Genomic DNA, 17,602 nt, shown 5'->3' with positions numbered 1-17,602 from the left:
TGAATCGTTTCATGACGAAGCCGTTCAGCTGATCCGTCAGCACCCCCCTTTCCGACCGGACGTCACAGGAGCCCCGAAGTGACCGAGCTCGCCGCGGTGAAGGCCGCTCTCAAGACCCAGGCAGTCGAGACGCCGTCGTGGGCGTACGGGAACTCGGGAACGCGCTTCAAGGTGTTCGCGCAACCGGGCGTGCCGCGCACCCCGCAGGAGAAACTGGACGACGCGGCCAAGGTGCACGAGTTCACGGGGGTCGCGCCGACCGTCGCGCTGCACATCCCGTGGGACCGGGTGGAGGACTACGCGGCGCTGGCCCGGTACGCCGAGGAGCGCGGGGTGCGGCTCGGCGCGATCAACTCCAACACCTTCCAGGACGACGCCTACAAGCTGGGCAGCATCTGCCACCCGGACCCGGCCGTGCGCCGCAAGGCCCTCGGCCACCTGCTGGAGTGCGTCGACATCATGGACGCCACCGGCTCGAAGGACCTGAAGCTGTGGTTCGCCGACGGCACCAACTACCCCGGGCAGGACGACATCCGGGCCCGGCAGGACCGGCTGGCCGAAGGGCTGGCCGAGGTGTACGAGCGGCTCGGCGACGACCAGCGGATGCTGCTGGAGTACAAGTTCTTCGAGCCCGCCTTCTACACCACGGACGTGCCGGACTGGGGCACGGCGTACGCGCACTGCCTGAGGCTCGGCCCGAAGGCGCAGGTCGTCGTCGACACCGGGCACCACGCGCCCGGCACCAACATCGAGTTCATCGTGGCGACGCTGCTGCGGGAGGGCAGGCTCGGCGGGTTCGACTTCAACTCCCGGTTCTACGCGGACGACGACCTGATGGTCGGGGCCGCCGACCCCTTCCAGCTGTTCCGGATCATGTACGAGGTGGTGCGCGGGGGCGGGTTCTCGCCGCAGGTGGCGTTCATGCTCGACCAGTGCCACAACATCGAGGCGAAGATCCCGGCGATCATCCGGTCGGTGATGAACGTGCAGGAGGCCACCGCCAAGGCGCTGCTGGTCGACCGGGAGGCGCTGGACGCCGCACAGCGGGAGGGCGACGTGCTGGGCGCCAACGCCGTGCTGATGGACGCCTACAACACGGACGTGCGGCCGCTGCTGGCCGAGGTGCGCGAGGAGATGGGGCTGGACCCCGACCCGATGGCCGCCTACCGGCGGTCCGGGTGGGCCGAGAAGATCGCCGCCGAGCGGGTCGGCGGGCAGCAGGCCGGGTGGGGGGCGTGAGCGCCCGCCGGAGCCTGTCCCGCGCCGGCCGCGCCCGCGCGGCGCGGCCGCACCTCCCCGGCGCCCCGCGCCCCTGTCCACGCCTCTTCTCCTGAAAGGGAACCGAAACCCATGGCAACCCATCCCGAAGCCGCCGCCCTCCTCGCCCGCTCGCACCGGCTCGGCTCCGACCCCCGGAACACCAACTACGCCGGCGGCAACGCCTCCGCCAAGGGCACCGGCACCGACCCCGTCACCGGTGGCGACGTGGAACTGATGTGGGTCAAGGGATCCGGCGGCGACCTCGGCACGCTCACCGAGGCCGGGCTCGCCGTGCTGCGGCTGGACCGGCTGCGGGCGCTCAAGGACGTCTACCCGGGCGTCGAGCGCGAGGACGAGATGGTCGCCGCGTTCGACTACTGCCTGCACGGCAAGGGCGGCGCGGCCCCCTCCATCGACACGGCCATGCACGGGCTGGTGGAGGCCGCGCACGTCGACCACCTCCACCCCGACTCCGGGATCGCGCTCGCCTGCGCGGCCGACGGGGAGAAGCTGACCGCCGAGTGCTTCGGCGACACCGTGGTGTGGGTGCCGTGGCGGCGGCCCGGGTTCCAGCTCGGACTGGACATCGCGGCCGTGAAGGAGGCCAACCCGCAGGCCGTCGGCTGCATCCTGGGCGGGCACGGCATCACCGCGTGGGGCGACACCTCCGAGGAGTGCGAGCGCAACTCGCTGCACATCATCCGCACCGCCGAGCGGTTCCTCGCCGAGCGGGGCAGGCCGGAGCCGTTCGGCCCGGTGATCGAGGGGTACGAGCCGCTGCCCGAGGCCGAACGGCGGGAGCGGGCCGCGGCCCTCGCGCCGTACGTGCGCGCCGTCGCCTCGCAGGACAGGCCGCAGGTCGGGCACTTCGACGACTCCGACGTCGTGCTCGACTTCCTGGCGCGGGCCGAGCACCCGCGGCTGGCCGCGCTGGGCACCTCCTGCCCGGACCACTTCCTGCGGACCAAGGTCCGGCCGCTGGTCCTGGACCTGCCGCCGGCCGCCCCGCTGGACGAGGCGATCGCCCGGCTGAAGGAACTGCACGCCGCCTACCGCGAGGAGTACGCCGCCTACTACCAGCGGCACGCCGAGCCCGGCTCCCCCGCGATGCGCGGCGCGGACCCGGCGATCGTGCTGGTGCCGGGCGTCGGCATGTTCAGCTTCGGCAAGGACAAGCAGACCGCCCGGGTGGCCGGCGAGTTCTACGTGAACGCGATCAACGTCATGCGGGGCGCCGAGGCGGTGTCGACGTACGCGCCGATCGAGGAGTCGGAGAAGTTCCGCATCGAGTACTGGGCGCTGGAGGAGGCCAAGCTCCGGCGGATGCCGAAGCCCAAGCCGCTGGCGACGCGGGTGGCGCTGGTGACCGGCGCGGGCAGCGGGATCGGCAAGGCGATCGCGCACCGGCTGGTCGCCGAGGGGGCGTGCGTCGTCGTCGCGGACCTGAACGGGGACAACGCCGCCGCCGTCGCCGAGGAGCTGGGCGGCCCGGACAGGGCCGTCGCCGTGACCGTGGACGTCACCTCCGAGGAGCAGATCGCCGAGGCGTTCGAGGCGGCGGTGCTGGCCTTCGGCGGGGTCGACCTGGTGGTCAACAACGCCGGCATCTCCATCTCCAAGCCGCTGCTGGAGACCTCCGCCAGGGACTGGGACCTGCAGCACGACATCATGGCCCGCGGCTCCTTCCTCGTCTCGCGCGAGGCGGCCCGGGTGATGATCGCGCAGGGGCTGGGCGGCGACATCGTCTACATCGCCTCCAAGAACGCCGTCTTCGCCGGGCCGAACAACATCGCCTACTCGGCCACCAAGGCCGACCAGGCGCACCAGGTGCGGCTGCTGGCGGCCGAGCTGGGCGAGCACGGCATCCGGGTCAACGGCGTCAACCCGGACGGCGTGGTGCGCGGTTCGGGGATCTTCGCCGGCGGCTGGGGCGCGCAGCGCGCGGCCGTGTACGGGGTGCCGGAGGAGAAGCTCGGCGAGTTCTACGCCCAGCGCACCCTGCTCAAGCGGGAGGTGCTGCCCGAGCACGTCGCCAACGCCGTCTTCGCGCTCACCGGCGGCGACCTGACCCACACCACCGGCCTGCACGTCCCGGTCGACGCCGGCGTCGCCGCCGCCTTCCTGCGGTGACGGGCGTGAAGGCGTACGCCGCGGTCGACCTCGGCGCGTCCAGCGGGCGCGTCATGGTCGGCCGCGTCGGCCCCGACAGCCTGGAGCTGGAGGAGGCGCACCGCTTCCCCAACCGGCCGGTGCGCGTGCCGGAGGGGCTGCGGTGGGACGTCCTCGGGCTGTACGCGGGGGTGCTGGACGGGCTGCGCGCGGCCGGCGCCCGCAGCGGCGGGCGGCTCGACTCGGCCGGCATCGACAGCTGGGCGGTGGACTACGGGCTGCTGGACGCGGACGGGGCGCTGCTGGGCAACCCCGTGCACTACCGCGACGGCCGCACCGAGGGCGTCGCGGAGAAGGTGTGGGCGACCGTGCCCGCGTCCGAGCTGTACGCCGCGACCGGGCTGCAGTACGCCCCGTTCAACACCCTCTACCAGCTGACCGCGGCCCGCTCCTCCGCCCAGCTCGCCCGCGCCGAGCGGCTGCTGCTCATCCCCGACCTGCTGACGTACTGGCTGACGGGCGAGCAGGGCACCGAGCTGACCAACGCCTCCACCACCCAGCTGATCGACCCGCGCACCCGTGACTGGGCGCACGACGTGGCCGAGCGGCTCGGCATCGACCTGGGCCTGTTCGCGCCGCTGCGGCACCCCGGCGACCCGGCGGGCGTGCTGCGGCCCGAGGTGCTGGAGGAGACCGGGCTGACCGGCCCGGTGCCGGTGACGGCGGTCGGCTCGCACGACACCGCCTCCGCGGTGGCCGCCGTCCCGGCCGACGGCGAGCGGTTCGCGTACATCTGCACCGGCACCTGGTCCCTGGCGGGCCTGGAGCTGTCCGCGCCGGTGCTGACGGAGGAGAGCCGCGCCGCCAACTTCACCAACGAGCTGGGACTGGACGGCACGGTCCGCTACCTGCGCAACATCATGGGGCTGTGGCTGCTGCAGGAGTGCGTACGGGCCTGGGGCGACCCGGACCTGGGCGAGCTGCTGCGGGAGGCCGCCCGGGTGCCGGCGCTGCGGTCGGTGGTGGACGCCGGCGACGCCGCGTTCCTCGCGCCGGGCCGGATGCCGGAGCGGATCGCCGAGGCCTGCCGGGCCTCGGGGCAGCCGGTGCCGGAGTCCCGCGCCGAGGTCACCCGCTGCATCCTCGACTCCCTCGCCCTCGCCCACCGCAGGGCCGTCGAGGACGCGCAGCGGCTCGCCGGTCATCCGGTCGACGTCGTGCACGTCGTCGGCGGCGGCACCCGCAACGCGCTGCTGTGCCAGCTCACCGCCGACGCCTGCGGGCTGCCGGTGGTCGCGGGCCCGGCGGAGGCGGCGGCGCTCGGCAACGTCCTGGTGCAGGCCCGCGCCCACGGACTGGCCGGCGACCTGGCCGGAACGCGCCGTCTGCTCGTCCGCACCCAGCCGCTGACCCGGTACGAGCCGCGCGGCGGCACGGCCCGGTGGCGCGCGGCCGAGGCCCGGCTCGCCGGGAGCTGACCCGGGGGCCTCCCCCGGGCCGTGGCCCGGGACTACCCTGCAACCCGTCCGATGATCGACCACAAGGAGCCGCGATGCGTGTCGCCCTGTTCCTGACCTGTGTCAACGACACGCTCTATCCGGACACCGGGCGCGCCGTGGTGAAGCTGCTGACCAGGCTGGGCGTCGAGGTCGACTTCCCCGTCGCCCAGACCTGCTGCGGGCAGGCGCACTACAACACCGGGTACCGGCACGAGGCGGAGCCCCTGGCCCGGCACTTCGCCGACGTCTTCCGGGACTACGAGGCGGTCGTCACGCCGTCGGGGTCGTGCGGGGCGATGGTGCGGGAGCTGTACCCGCGCATGGGCGAGCGGGCGCGGGCCGAGGGGCGCGGCGACGCCCTCGCCGCCGCCCTGGCGCCCGTGGTGCCCAGGACGTACGAGCTGACGGAGTTCCTGGTGGACGTGCTGGGGGTGACGGACGTCGGGGCGTACTACCCGCACACGGTGACCTACCACCCGACCTGCCACGGGCTGCGCGGCCTGGGCCTGGGCGACCGGCCCCGGCGGCTGCTGCGGGCCGTGGAGGGGCTGGAGCTGGTCGAGCTGCCGGGTGCGGAGGAGTGCTGCGGCTTCGGCGGCACCTTCGCGCTGAAGAACTCCGACGTCTCCGCGGCGATGGGCGCGGACAAGGTGCGCAACGCCGCCTCGACGGGCGCGGAAGTGCTGTGCGCGGCCGACAACTCCTGCCTGATGCACATCGGCGGCACCATGACCCGGCTCAAGGCGGACATGCGGCCGGTGCACATCGCGGAGATCCTGGCGAGCACCAAGGAGGAACCGGCGTCATGAGCGGCACGTTCGTCGGCATGCCGGCGTTCCCGAAGGCCGCGCACGAGGCCGTGCGCGACGCGACCCTGCGCGGCAACCTGCGGCACGCCACCCGCACCATCCGCGCCAAGCGGGCGAAGGCGGTCGCGGAGGTCCCCGACTGGGCGGCCCTGCGCGAGGCGGGCAAGCGGATCAAGGACCACACGCTGCGCCACCTGGACCGCTACCTGGTGCAGCTGGAGGAGGCGGTGACGGCCGCGGGCGGCACCGTCCACTGGGCCGCCGACGCCGACGAGGCCAACCGGATCGTGACCCGCCTGGTCAAGGAGACCGGCGAGTCGGAGGTCGTCAAGGTCAAGTCGATGGCCACGCAGGAGATCGGCCTCAACGAGGCCCTCCAGGCCGCGGGCATCCGGGCGTACGAGACCGATCTCGCCGAGCTGATCGTGCAGCTGGGCAAGGACCGGCCCTCGCACATCCTGGTCCCGGCCATCCACCGCAACCGGGGCGAGATCCGGGACATCTTCCGCGACGAGATGGGCGCGTGGGGCCGTCCGGCCCCCGAGGACCTGACCGACACTCCCGCCGAGCTCGCCGAGGCCGCGCGCCTGCACCTGCGGGAGAAGTTCCTGCGCGCCAAGGTCGGCGTCTCCGGCGCCAACTTCATGGTCGCCGAGACCGGCACGCTGGTCGTCGTGGAGTCCGAGGGCAACGGGCGGATGTGCCTGACCCTGCCCGAGACGCTGATCTCGGTCGTCGGCATCGAGAAGGTGGTGCCGACCTGGCGGGACCTGGAGGTGTTCCTGCAGACCCTGCCCCGCTCCTCCACGGCCGAGCGCATGAACCCGTACACCTCCATGTGGACCGGCACGACGGACTCCCGGACGGCCGACGGGCCGCGCGTCTTCCACCTGGTGCTGCTGGACAACGGCCGCACCGACACCCTCGCCGACGAGGTCGGCCGCCAGGCGCTGCGCTGCATCCGCTGCTCGGCCTGCCTGAACGTCTGCCCGGTGTACGAGCGGGCCGGCGGCCACGCCTACGGCTCGGTCTACCCCGGCCCGATCGGCGCGATCCTCAGCCCCCAGCTGCGGGGCACGGCCAGCGAGATCGACGCCTCGCTGCCGTACGCGTCGAGTCTGTGCGGGGCCTGCTACGAGGTGTGCCCGGTCGCCATCGACATCCCCGAGGTGCTGGTGCACCTGCGGGAACGGGTCGTGCAGGGCGGGCCCGTGGTCCGCGGGGGCAACCGGGTGGTGCTCAAGCCCGCCAAGGGGCACGCCGCCGAGCGGGCGGCGATGCGCGCGGCCCGCTGGGCGCTGACCCGTCCGGGCGCGCTGCGCACCGGGCAGCGGCTGGCGTCCCGCACCCGCCGCTTCCACCCGCGCACCCTGCCGGGGCCCGGCCGGGCCTGGAGCGGCACCCGGGACCTGCCGCCGGTGCCCGCGGAACCCTTCCGCGACTGGTGGCAGCGCACACGTGGCGGAAAGGACGGCGCGAAGTGAGCAGCAGGGAACGGATCCTGGGCCGGGTGCGGCGCGCGCTGGCGGACGTCCCGCCGGACGACACGCCGTACGAGGAGGCCGTCCCGCGCGCCTACCTGCGCGAGCACGGCGGGCTGGACACCGGGGCGACGGTGGACCTGCTGGCGGAGAACCTGGCGGACTACCGGGCCGTCGTGCACCGCTGCACGGCCGGCGACCTGGCGGCGACGCTCGCCGGGATGCTGGCCGCGCGGGGCGCGCGGACAGTGCTCGTACCGCCGGGCCTGGACCCCGCCTGGCTCGCGGAGGTCCGGGCCGAGCAGGTCCCGGACCTGGCGTCGAGCACCCCGCACGAGCTGGACCGGGTCGACAGCGTGGTCACCGGCTGCGCGGTCGCCGTCGCCGAGACCGGCACGATCGTGCTGGACGGCGGCCCCGATCAGGGCCGCCGCCGCATCACGCTCGTCCCCGACCACCACATCTGCGTCGTGCGGGTCCCCGAGCAGGTCGTCTCCTCCGTGCCGCAGGCCCTCGGCCGGCTCGACCCGGCCCGTCCGCTGACCTGGATCTCCGGCCCGTCGGCGACCAGCGACATCGAACTGGACCGGGTCGAGGGGGTGCACGGCCCGCGCACCCTGGAGGTGGTGCTGGTGAGCGGTCAGGGGAGTTCGGCGGTCACCTCGTAGCGGCCGGACGGCGCCGCTGGGCCCCGGTGTCGTGCAGGCCGAGTTCGCGGACTCACGGTTCGGCGTCCGCGCCGAGCGGGTCGGTGCGGTGCTCGACCGTCGGGCCGGTCCCGGTGACGCGGTCCGGGGCGGGGGCGGCCGAGGCGGGCGCGGCGCCGTGGTGAGCATCGTCCCGCGCCGCACTCTTCCGCGGGCCGCGCCGCCGGCTCCGTCATGCGTGCCGTGTCCCTCCGGCCGGCCGGGGTGGTACCGATTCAGGCCGGCCGTCGAAGCCAGTGGCGCCGATGACACGCGTCCATCCGTCAAGCGGCACGAACAACGTGCAGATGCCTCCACGATGCCCCACCCTCACCCTTCAGTTGAGGGTGAGACTTGAAACAGTTCAAAAGGTGGGTCCGGTGCCGACGGCGCTTTCCGCGCAGGCCGCGGGGAACGCTGCGCCGACGGCCGCGCCGGTCCGGGGCCGGCACGCGCGAGTGCCGTTCCCCCGGCGGTCCGGCGCCTCGGCGGACCGGCTGCCGGAGGAACGGCGGGGTGCGCCGCTACCGCGCCTTCGCGTACTCCGTGGCCATCTGCCCGGCGAAGTCGTAGGCGACGACGGGCTCGTCGCCCACCACCCAGGCGTCGTGGCCCGGCGGGCACACGAAGACGTCGCCGGGGCCCACCTCGTGCTCGGCGCCGTCGTCCATGCGGATGCACATGCGTCCCTGGACGACGTAGCCGTTGTGGTGGACCCGGCAGCTGCCGGTCCCGGCGATCGGAGCCACGGACTCCGACCAGCGCCAGCCCGGCTCGAAGGTGGCCACCGCGAAGTCCAGCCCTGTCAGGTGGACGGCTTCGAGGTGTCCGCGGGGGAAATCGCGCCGCTCGTCCGGCTTGTCGAGCGTCTTGACCTCCAGCATGACGCTCCTCCCTTCCGGTCACGCTCCGCGCGGCCCGGGCCGGTCGCCGCCCGCCCGGTGGCACGGCGGCGTACCGCCCCACCCCATCGTCCGTCCGCCGGACCGGGGCCGCCACCCGGCGGGGCGGCCCTCAGTCCTTCTGGCCGCAGAGCCGCGCGAAGCGTCCGGCGTCGACGTTGCCGCCGGAGACGATCACGCCGACCCGGCGCGGGAGGCGGCCGAGGCGGCCGGTGAGCAGGGCGGCCAGCGGGGTCGCGCCGCTCGGCTCGACCACGGTCTTCAGACGTTCGAAGGCGAACCGCATCGCGTCCCGGATCTCGTCGTCGGAGACCAGCACGATCCCGTCGACGAGCAGCCGGTTCATCGAGAAGGTCAGCTCTCCGGGGATGTGCAGGGCCTGCCCGTCGGCGATGGTGCGCGGCACCGGGACGGCGACGCGCCGCCCCGCCTCCAGGGACCGCCTGGTGTCGTCGCCGGCCTCCGGTTCGACGCCGATCACCCGTGTCCCCGGGTACAGCCCCTTGGCCGCCGTGGCGCTCCCCGCGATCAGTCCGCCGCCGCCGACGGGGACGACCAGCGCGTCCAGCTCCCCCGTCTCCTCCAGGAGTTCCAGGGCGGCGGTGCCCTGCCCGGCGATGACGTGCGGATGCTCGTAGGGCGGGATCAGGGTCAGTCCCCGCTCGGCCGCCAGGGCCTCGGCGAGGGCGACGCGGTCGCCGCGGTAGCGGTCGTAGGTGACGATCTCGGCGCCGTAGCCGGCGGTGGCGGCCCGCTTCGACGGCGGGGCGTCCTCGGGCATGACGATCACGGCGGTGGTGCCGAGTTCCCGGGCGGCCAGGGCGACGGCCTGGGCGTGGTTCCCGGAGGAGTAGGCGACCAGGCCCCGGGCCCGCTGCCCGGGTGCGAGACGGGAGGCCGCGTGGTAGGCGCCGCGGAACTTGAAGGCGCCCACCCGCTGGAGATTCTCGCACTTGAGGAACACCTCGGCGCCGACGAGCGCGTCGAGGGTCCGCGACCGCAGGACCGGGGTGCGGTGCGCGACGCCCGCCAGCCGGGCGGCGGCGTCCCGTACGTCGTCCAGGGTGACCGGTGGGGTGGTGGTCGTCACGTGTCCGCTCCTTCGGTCGGGCCGGGATCCGGGCCGGCCGCGGCCCGGGCCCGGGACAGGTAGCTGTAGGCGGAGGCGCGGGAGATGCCGAGCCGGGCGGCGACCTGCTCGACGGCGCGGCGCACGGCGAACACCCCGCGGGCGTCCAGGCTCCGGAACAGCTCCAGGCGCTGCGCCCGGTCGAGTTCCGCCCAGCCCTTGTGCCGGCGCAGCGGGTGGGCGTCGACGATGGCGTCGACCACCGCGTCGATGTCGTTGCCGAAGGCGGTCGTCGGCAGGTCGGCGGGCGCGCCCGCGCCGCCGGCGAGGGCGCCGAGCAGGGCCTGGGCCCGGTCGACGGCGGTGACGTCCAGGTTGACGCACAGGGCGCCGAACACGGCGCCCGTGGAGTCGCGCAGCACCATGGTGGAGGACTTCACCAGCGTCCCGTTCCCGGTCCGGGTGAGGTAGTTGAGCTCGTCGGCCGCCTCGTCGCCGCGGGCGAGCACCCGCATGCCGATCTCGCTCATCGCCCCGCCCGCCCGCCGCCCGGTCACCGAGCCGGCGACGGCGACCACCGACCGCTCGGGGCGCCGGTAGTCGTGCAGGACCACCTCGCAGACCGGGCCGAAGGTGGCCGCGATCCCGTGCACCACCGGGATCAGCGCGGCCAGGATCGCGTCCCGCTCGCCGTCCGGGGTCCGCCGCTCGTCCGTCACCGGGCACCCGCTTCCTCGTCGCTCATCGCCCTTAGACTACATGTCCATTCACTGGACTGTCAGTCCATTTCTTCGGCGGGGAGGATCCAGCGGTCCGCGTACGCGCCGAGCCCGGCCAGGTCCGCGCCGCCCGCCACGTATCCGAGGTAGCCGTCGGGGCGGACGAGGCCGTGGGCGGTGTCCGGCCAGGGGCCGCGGTCGCCGAGCCGGTGGACGGCGATCAGGTCCGTCCGCCCGTCCAGGACCGGGGCGAGGCGGGCGTCGGGCCACCGGTGCGGTGGTCCGGCGAGCAGCAGGTGCCAGGCCGGTGCCGCCGTCCGCGCCTGCAGGCCGCGCGGGAGGTCGGGCAGCCGGTCCCCCGCGCGCGGGCCCCGGGCGGGCGGCCGCGGGCCGGTGGTGGCCAGGGGGCCGCGGCGGTAGTGGACCGCGAGTTCGGCGACCCGGCGGAAGACCGGGCGGCGCACGGCGGCGGTCCGCGGCACCAACGGGGCCAGCAGCGGGGCGAGCCGGGTGCGGGCGAACCGTGCGGCCGGGCCGCGGCCGGTGGCGAAGGTGAAGGCCAGGTCGGTCAGGCGCCGCACGGCACGGCCCACCGGGGCGCGTTCGGCCTCGTAGGTCTCCAGCAGCTCCTCGGGGGCGGCGCCCCGGCACACCAGGGCGAGCTTCCAGCCCAGGTTGAGGGCGTCCTGGATGCCGGTGTTCATGCCCTGCGCGCCGGCCGGGCTGTGGATGTGGGCCGCGTCCCCGGCGAGGAAGCAGGGCCCGGCGCGGTAGCGGGCGGCGCCGCGGTCGTGGATGCGGAAGGCGGTCGTCCAGACCGGGTCCCGCAGCCGCGCCCGGCCCGCCGTGTACCGGTCGGCGATCCGCTGCAGCAGCGGCAGCGTCACCTCGGCGTCCGGGGCGCCGGGCGGCCGCATCGCGAGGATCCGCCAGCCGGCCGGGGCGCCGAGCGGGAAGAAGAACAGCACGCCCGCCCCGCTCAGATACGTGTGCACGGCGCCGGGTTCCAGGCCGTCCACCTCCAGGTCGGCGAGCAGGAAGGTCTGCGGGTAGGCGCGCCCCTCGAAGCCGATGCCCGCGAGGTCGCGGACGGCGCTGTGGGCGCCGTCGCATCCGGCGACGTAACGGGCCCGCAGCGTCTCCTCCCGCCCGTCGGCGCCGCGCAGCAGGCAGTCGGCGTACGGGCCCCGCCGCCGCAGTCCGGCCAGGGCGGTGCCGCGCTCGACCGGCACGCCCCGCGCGCGCAGGTGCGCGCCGAGGACGTGCTCGGTCTCCGCCTGCGACAGGAAGAGCAGGAAGGGGTAGGCGGTGCCGGCCAGCCCGGTGTCGAAGAGCGGCAGCCGCACCTCGCGCCGGGGCAGGTGCAGCCGCAGCCGCAGCGCGGGGCTGCCGCGGGCGACCAGGTCGTCCGTCACGCCGAAGCCCGCCAGCGCCTCCAGGGTGCGGGGCTGGACGGCGAGCGCCCGGGACTCGCGCACCGGGCCGGGCGCACGGTCGACGATGCGGAACCGGGCCCCGAAGGCGCGCAGTTGGGCGGCGAGCGCGAGCCCGGTGGGCCCGGCGCCGACCACCAGCACGTCCACGGGTGCCGTCATGGGTCCACGGTAGTGCGGGACGCGGGTGGCGGCCCGGCGGCGCCGCCGGACGCCGCGCCGGCCGGCGCCGGGCCGTCACCCCGCCGGCCCCGGCGGCGCCGCGCCGGCCCGGCGCCCGTACCGCCTCCCGTGTGACCGCTCCGCACGCCCTGCCGGTTCCGCGCGTCCCGTCCGCCTAGCATGCGTGATCCACATCCGCGGACCGGTGGGCGCGGGGGCGGCCGCCCGGGGCGACCCGGTCGCGCGTGCCGCGCGTCCGTGGAGCCGCCCGCCCCGTACGAGAGGACACCAGATGGCGCCGACGGACCGTCCCGAAGCACTGTCCGAGCACGCCTTCTCCCCGCACGACGCCGCGCTGCGCGCCGCCGCCCCGCACCTGGCCCGCCGGCGCTTCCTCACCGTCACCGCGACGGCGTCCGCGCTCGCCTTCGGCACCAACCTGCCGGTCCGCGGCGCGTACGCCGTCCCCGTGCGCGACGCGGCCCGCATCACCGACGACCCGTTCACCCTCGGAGTCGCCTCGGGGGACCCGCTGCCGGACTCGGTGGTGCTGTGGACCCGGCTCGCTCCCGCCCCGTTCGAGCCGGACGGCGGGCTGGGCGTGCAGCGCGTCGCCGTGGAGTGGGAGGTGGCCCGGGACGAGCTCTTCGCCCGCGTCGAGCAGCGGGGCGTCGCCGAGGCCCATCCCGAGTACGGCCACAGCGTGCACGTCGACGTCAAGGGCCTCGCGCCCGGCACCGAGTACCACTACCGGTTCCGGGCCGGCGCCTGGATCAGCCCGGCCGGCCGCACCCGCACCGCCCCCGGCCCGGGCGAGGACACCGCCGCCCTCCGGCTCGCCGCCGTCGCCTGCCAGGCCTACCACGACGGCTACTACACGGTGCACCGGCACCTCGCCGAGGACGACGTCGACGTGGTCCTCCACCTCGGCGACTACCTGTACGAGTACCCCGTCGACGCCGTGGGCGGCGCACGCCGCTACACCGGCGCCGGGCTGCCCGACGTGTTCGCCCGGGAGACGACGACGCTGGCGGACTACCGGATGCGCTACGCGCTGTACAAGAGCGACCCGGACCTCAGGGCCGTGCACGCCGCCCATCCCTTCGTGGTCACCTGGGACGACCACGAGACCGAGAACAACTACGCCGGCGCCGTCGACGAGAACGGCAGCCCGCCGGAGCAGTTCCTGGTGCGGCGGGCCGCCGCCTACCGGGCGTACTGGGAGAACCAGCCGCTGCGGGCCGCCCAGCTGGCCCAGGGCCCCGACGCGCTGCTGTACCGCCGGCTGCACTGGGGCACGCTCGCCCAGTTCGACGTCCTCGACACCCGCCAGTACCGCTCCGACCAGGCCTACGGCGACCGGCCGCACGTGCCGGGGCCCGAGTCGGACGACCCCGGGCGGACCATCACCGGGGACGCGCAGGAACGCTGGCTGATCGACGGCTGGCGGACCTCGACCGCGCTGTGGAACGTGACGCCCCAGCAGGTGTGCTTCTCCCAGCGCAAGTTCGACCTGGGCGACCCGGCCAGGGTCTCCATGGACGCCTGGGACGGCTACCGCGCCTCCCGCGACCGGGTCGTCGCCGGGGCGAGGGCGGCCGGCGTGGACAACTGGCTGGTGCTCACCGGTGACGTCCACGTGGCGTACGCCTTCGACATCAAGGAGGACTTCGACGACCCGGGGTCGAGGACCGTCGGCACGGAACTGACCGCCACCTCCGTGACCAGCGGCGGGGACGGCACGGAGCGACCGGCCACCTGGGACACGTACCTGAGGGCCAACCCGCACCTGCGGTTCTACGACGGCAGGCGCGGCTACGTCCGGGTCGGACTCGGACGTAGCGACGCCCGGATCGACTTCCGGACCGTCCCCGCCGTCACCACGCCCGGTGCCCCCGTCACCACGGCCGCGTCCTTCGTCACCGAGGTGGGCGCGCCGGGCCTGAAACCCGCGTGAGCCGCCCCGGGCCCGCGTACTGCACATGGCACCCCCGGCGTCCCCCATCGCGCGAAGCGGGACCGTCCGTGACATCGGTCCGGGCCGTTGCGGCAAGGCCTATGACCTCCCCGCAGTCCCCCCCGTACTCGCAGGAGGTACATCGCATGGTCGGCAGACACGCCGCGGCCCGGCGCCGGGCCGCCCTGACCGCTCTCGGCGCCCTCGTCCTGACCTCGCTCCCCGCGGCCGCGGCGGCCGCGCGGCCGCCCGCGCCGGACTCCCGGCCCGGCGCTGCCCAGACGCTCGGTGCCGACCGGCCGTCGCCCGAGGTGCTGCGCGCGCTCCAGCGCGACCTGGGGCTGACCCCGGACCAGGCGGCCGCCCGGCTGGTCAACGAGGCGGAAGCCGGCGCCCGGGCGGGCCGCCTGCGCGGCGCCCTGGGCGACCGCTTCGCCGGCGCCTGGGTGCGCGGCGCGACCTCCGCCGAGCTCACCGTCGCGACCACCCGCGCCGCGGACGCGCCCGTCATCCGGGCCCAGGGCGCCAGGGCCGTCGTCGTCCGGACCCCGCTCGCCGGCCTGCGGGCGGTCAAGGGGAAGCTGGACGCGGCCGCCGCCCGGGCGAAGACCTCCGACACCCCCGTCCGGTACGTCGACGTGCCGGCGAACCGGGTCGTCGTCCAGGCCACGAAGCGGTCCGCCGCCGACGCCCTCATCAGGGCCGCCGGTGTCCAGGCGCAGGGCGTGGCCGTCCGGGTGTCGGCGCTCCGGCCGCGGGTGCTGGCGGACCTCGTCGGCGGTGACGCCTACCACATCGACGGCAGGGCCCGCTGCACCGTCGGTTTCTCCGTCACCAAAGGCGCGCAGCAGGGCTTCGTCACGGCGGGGCACTGCGGCCGGGCGGGCGCCCGGACCACCGGCTCCGACCGGAGCGACCAGGGGACGTTCCGGGCCGCGGTGTTCCCCGGCAAGGACATGGCCTGGGTGGGCGTCGACAGCGGGTGGGCCGCGACGGCCGACGTCCGCGGGCAGGGCGGCACGCGGACGAGGATCACCGGCTCGGCGGAGGCCCTCGTCGGGGCGTCGATTTGCCGCGCCGGCTCCACCACGGGCTGGCGCTGCGGCACCGTCCGGCAGCACGACACGAGCGTCAGCTACCCCGAGGGCACCGTCCACGGCCTGACCCGGACCACGGTGTGCGCCGAACCCGGCGACTCGGGCGGCCCCTACGTCTGGGGTTCCCAGGCCCAGGGCGTCACCTCGGGCGGCACCGGCGACTGCACCAGCGGCGGGATCACGTTCCACCAGCCGGTCAACCCGATCCTCGACGACTTCGGCCTCACCCTGAGGACGGCGTCCGGCCAGGACGCCGCCCAGGACGGCGCGGCGGCGACCGCGTGGGCCGCGGGCCGTGTCTACGCCGCCGGCGCCACGGTGACCCGCGCCGGTGTGCGCTACCGGTGCCTGCAGAGCCACCAGGCGCAGCAGGGCTGGCCGCCCGAGGGCACCCCGGCCCTGTGGCAGCGGGTGTAGGAGGCGCGCGGCCGGCCCGGCGCGGGGGCCCCGCACTGGGCCGGCGCCGGCCGGTCCTCCGCGGGGGAGGCGTACGCGGTGGCCGCGGACGCGTCCCGGGCGCGGTACCGGCGGGCGGGCGCCCCGGCCGGGGCGGTGCCGGGCCGGAAGCCCGGGAACGCCCGCCGGCCGGGGGCCGCCCCGCTGCGGAAGGACGGCGGGGCGCCGGAACCGCGCCGCCGTGCGCACATACCGGTGTCCGGGGCCGCGGCACGGCCGCCGGGCACGCCGTCCCGCGGTGTCGCGGCGCGTGCCCGCCGGAACACCGCGGGTGTCATGGCGCCCGGACGGCGGAACCCGGTGGGCGACGACATCCGCCGCATCCGAGCCCCGGGAGGCCGCGTGACCCGCGCACTCGACGACATCCACCGGAAGATCCACGAGGAGGTGACCGGCCGGGCCGACGCGCTGTGGGACATCGCGCTGCGGCTGCACGCCGACCCGGAGTACGCCTTCGCCGAGCACCGGGCGGCGGCCCTGCTCACCGGCGAGCTGGAACGCGCCGGGTTCGCGGTGGAGCGCGGGGTGGCGGGCCTGCCGACCGCGTTCGCCGCCCGCGCCGGCCGCGGCCGTCCCGCGGTGGCGCTGCTGCTGGAGTACGACGCCCTGCCCGGCCTCGGCCACGCCTGCGGCCACAACCTCATCGCCGCCGCCGGCCTGGGCGCGGCGCTCGCGGCGCGCGTCGCGCTGGACGGCTCCCCCGGCTGCGTGCTGGCCGTGGGCACGCCCGCCGAGGAGGGCGGCGGCGGGAAGGCCGCCGAAGTGGAGGCGGGGGTGTTCGACGACGTCGACGCGGCGCTGATGTTCCACCCGGGGGTGCACGACTGGCGGCGGGCGCCGCTGACCGCGCAGGTGCAGTACCGGGTGGCCTTCCACGGGCGGGCCGCGCACCCCACGGGCAGTCCCACCGAGGGCGTCGACGCGCTGGCGGCGCTGATCGAGCTGTTCAACGTGCTGGGCGTGGTGGGGCGGCGCCTGCCGGAGGCCTCGCACGTGCAGGGCATCATCACCCACGGCGGCACGGCCACCAACATCGTCCCCGAGTACGCGCAGGGCCTGTTCGGGCTGCGGGCGGCCACCACCGGGGCGCTGGAGGAGCTGGCCGGGCAGCTGCGCACCTGCGCCGAGGGCGTCGCCCGGGCCACCGGCACCCGGGCCGAGGTGGAGCGCGCCACGGTCCGCTACGAGCACTTCCGGGACAGCGGCGTGCTCTCCGACCGGTTCGCCGGGCACCTGGCCCGGGCGGGGATCGCGCTCACGCCGCCCGTGCCCGGGGTGTACCTGGGGTCGTCGGACATCGGCAACGTCAGCGCGCGGGTGCCGGCGATCCACCCGTTCGTCGCGATCATGGGCGAGGACGGGTCCGACCACACCCCCGGGTTCGCCGAGGCCGCCGCCTCCGGCCGGGCCCGCGAGGTGCTGGCCGCGGCGACGGAGGCGCTGGCGTGCACCGCGGCGGACGTCCTGCTCGACCCGGAGCTGCGCGAGGAGGCCCGGGCCCGGCACCGGGCGGCGCCGGCCGCCGGGGAGTGACGCCGGCCGTCACTCCCGGCCCGGCTCCTCCCCCTCCTCGGCCTCCACGCCCTCCAGGGGCTTGCCGGCCGTCGTGCCGCGCCCGGTCTGGTAGCCCTCCTTGGCGCTCGCCGTCCCCGGGACCGTGCGCTCCCGCGCCTGGCTCTCGGAGCCGGAGTGCGCGCCCGGCTCGTCCTCGTCCCGCGCCCGCGCGTACTGGTCGGCCCGGGGGTCCTCATGAGCGTCGTGCTGGTCGGTCATCTCCGCACCTCCGGTCGGGTCTCAGGGGCTGTGCGGGTTCCCCCGGGGCCGGGAGCGGAAACGGCCGCCGCCCGGGCGCGCCGGCGGCGTCGCGCCCGGGCGTGTGAGCCCTCCCACGGTCCGGGGACCGCTAGTTGTACTGACCCGTGAGGTTGGGGACGCGGCTGGCGGGTGGTTGCCCTTTCAGGGC

Annotated in this window: 14 protein-coding genes; 9 read left to right on the top strand and 5 right to left on the bottom strand. The window is 75.7% G+C overall.

From position 1 onward, the window contains the following. Nucleotides 1-78: 78 nt before the first annotated feature. The 6 genes from rhaI (at nt 79) to ABD363_RS25670 (ending at nt 7,826) form a co-directional block, all read left to right on the top strand. On the top strand, nt 79-1,239 hold the full coding sequence (gene rhaI / locus ABD363_RS25695) for an L-rhamnose isomerase (protein ID WP_344607627.1): 1,161 nt from the start codon (nt 79-81) through the stop codon (nt 1,237-1,239). A gap of 111 nt (nt 1,240-1,350) precedes the next feature. Further along, the gene (locus tag ABD363_RS25690) at nt 1,351-3,390 is read left to right on the top strand and encodes a bifunctional aldolase/short-chain dehydrogenase (RefSeq protein ID WP_344607625.1); all 2,040 of its coding nucleotides are present in this window, start codon (nt 1,351-1,353) and stop codon (nt 3,388-3,390) included. A gap of 5 nt (nt 3,391-3,395) precedes the next feature. Continuing rightward, nucleotides 3,396-4,847: a rhamnulokinase gene (locus ABD363_RS25685; protein ID WP_344607623.1), complete on the top strand. Its 1,452-nt coding sequence runs from the start codon at nt 3,396-3,398 to the stop codon at nt 4,845-4,847. Nucleotides 4,848-4,921: 74 nt separating this feature from the next. Then, entirely contained in the window at nt 4,922-5,677 is a 756-nt protein-coding gene (locus ABD363_RS25680) for a (Fe-S)-binding protein (protein WP_344607621.1), read from the top strand. Then, nucleotides 5,674-7,161, top strand: a complete 1,488-nt coding sequence (locus ABD363_RS25675; protein WP_344607619.1) for a LutB/LldF family L-lactate oxidation iron-sulfur protein — start codon at nt 5,674-5,676, stop codon at nt 7,159-7,161. The genes ABD363_RS25680 and ABD363_RS25675 overlap by 4 nt, the downstream gene beginning before the upstream one ends. Further along, on the top strand, nt 7,158-7,826 hold the full coding sequence (locus ABD363_RS25670) for a LutC/YkgG family protein (RefSeq protein ID WP_344607617.1): 669 nt from the start codon (nt 7,158-7,160) through the stop codon (nt 7,824-7,826). Before ABD363_RS25675 ends, ABD363_RS25670 begins: the two co-directional genes overlap by 4 nt. Before the next feature lie 542 nt (nt 7,827-8,368). On the opposite strand, the gene ABD363_RS25665 is transcribed toward ABD363_RS25670, so the two are convergent. From ABD363_RS25665 to ABD363_RS25650, 4 genes are all read right to left on the bottom strand, one after another. Further along, on the bottom strand, nt 8,369-8,728 hold the full coding sequence (locus tag ABD363_RS25665; RefSeq protein WP_344607615.1) for a cupin domain-containing protein: 360 nt from the start codon (nt 8,726-8,728) through the stop codon (nt 8,369-8,371). A 130-nt stretch (nt 8,729-8,858) separates the two neighbouring features. Beyond that, entirely contained in the window at nt 8,859-9,836 is a 978-nt protein-coding gene (locus tag ABD363_RS25660) for a pyridoxal-phosphate dependent enzyme (protein WP_344607613.1), read from the bottom strand. Next, a complete protein-coding gene (locus ABD363_RS25655; protein ID WP_344607611.1) occupies nt 9,833-10,534 on the bottom strand; it encodes a helix-turn-helix transcriptional regulator in 702 nt (233 codons plus the stop codon). The genes ABD363_RS25660 and ABD363_RS25655 overlap by 4 nt, the downstream gene beginning before the upstream one ends. A gap of 59 nt (nt 10,535-10,593) precedes the next feature. After that, nucleotides 10,594-12,129 (bottom strand): FAD-dependent monooxygenase, encoded by a 1,536-nt coding sequence (locus tag ABD363_RS25650; RefSeq protein ID WP_344607609.1) that lies wholly within the window; start codon nt 12,127-12,129, stop codon nt 10,594-10,596. Between the two features lie 292 nt (nt 12,130-12,421). Here ABD363_RS25650 and ABD363_RS25645 point away from each other — a divergent pair, with 292 nt between their 5' ends. The 3 genes from ABD363_RS25645 to ABD363_RS25635 all read left to right on the top strand — a co-directional run bounded on the left by ABD363_RS25645 (nt 12,422) and on the right by ABD363_RS25635 (nt 17,172). After that, the gene (locus ABD363_RS25645) at nt 12,422-14,086 is read left to right on the top strand and encodes an alkaline phosphatase D family protein (RefSeq protein WP_344607607.1); all 1,665 of its coding nucleotides are present in this window, start codon (nt 12,422-12,424) and stop codon (nt 14,084-14,086) included. Between the two features lie 146 nt (nt 14,087-14,232). After that, nucleotides 14,233-15,600, top strand: a complete 1,368-nt coding sequence (locus ABD363_RS25640) for a trypsin-like serine protease (RefSeq protein ID WP_344607605.1) — start codon at nt 14,233-14,235, stop codon at nt 15,598-15,600. Between the two features lie 381 nt (nt 15,601-15,981). Further along, complete coding sequence (locus ABD363_RS25635; RefSeq protein ID WP_344607603.1) at nt 15,982-17,172, top strand: amidohydrolase; 1,191 nt, start codon at nt 15,982-15,984, stop codon at nt 17,170-17,172. A 9-nt stretch (nt 17,173-17,181) separates the two neighbouring features. Here ABD363_RS25635 and ABD363_RS25630 read toward each other — a convergent pair whose 3' ends face one another. Then, a complete protein-coding gene (locus ABD363_RS25630; RefSeq protein ID WP_344607601.1) occupies nt 17,182-17,412 on the bottom strand; it encodes a hypothetical protein in 231 nt (76 codons plus the stop codon). Nucleotides 17,413-17,602 lie beyond the last annotated feature (190 nt).

It is taken from the genome of Streptomyces glaucus, assembly GCF_039533365.1.
GTDB lineage: Bacteria > Actinomycetota > Actinomycetes > Streptomycetales > Streptomycetaceae > Streptomyces > Streptomyces glaucus.
This window is presented reverse-complemented; position numbering and strand designations above follow the sequence as displayed.

What these genes read in the sequence shown, in the direction of transcription:
- ABD363_RS25690 (WP_344607625.1), top strand. Translation starts at nt 1,351, where the DNA reads ATGGCAACCCATCCCGAAGCCGCCGCCCTCCTCGCCCGCTCGCACCGG.
- ABD363_RS25680 (WP_344607621.1), top strand. Translation starts at nt 4,922, where the DNA reads ATGCGTGTCGCCCTGTTCCTGACCTGTGTCAACGACACGCTCTATCCG.
- ABD363_RS25675 (WP_344607619.1), top strand. Translation starts at nt 5,674, where the DNA reads ATGAGCGGCACGTTCGTCGGCATGCCGGCGTTCCCGAAGGCCGCGCAC.
- ABD363_RS25665 (WP_344607615.1), bottom strand. Translation starts at nt 8,728, where the DNA reads ATGCTGGAGGTCAAGACGCTCGACAAGCCGGACGAGCGGCGCGATTTC.
- ABD363_RS25650 (WP_344607609.1), bottom strand. Translation starts at nt 12,129, where the DNA reads ATGACGGCACCCGTGGACGTGCTGGTGGTCGGCGCCGGGCCCACCGGG.
- ABD363_RS25645 (WP_344607607.1), top strand. Translation starts at nt 12,422, where the DNA reads ATGGCGCCGACGGACCGTCCCGAAGCACTGTCCGAGCACGCCTTCTCC.
- ABD363_RS25640 (WP_344607605.1), top strand. Translation starts at nt 14,233, where the DNA reads ATGGTCGGCAGACACGCCGCGGCCCGGCGCCGGGCCGCCCTGACCGCT.
- ABD363_RS25630 (WP_344607601.1), bottom strand. Translation starts at nt 17,412, where the DNA reads ATGACCGACCAGCACGACGCTCATGAGGACCCCCGGGCCGACCAGTAC.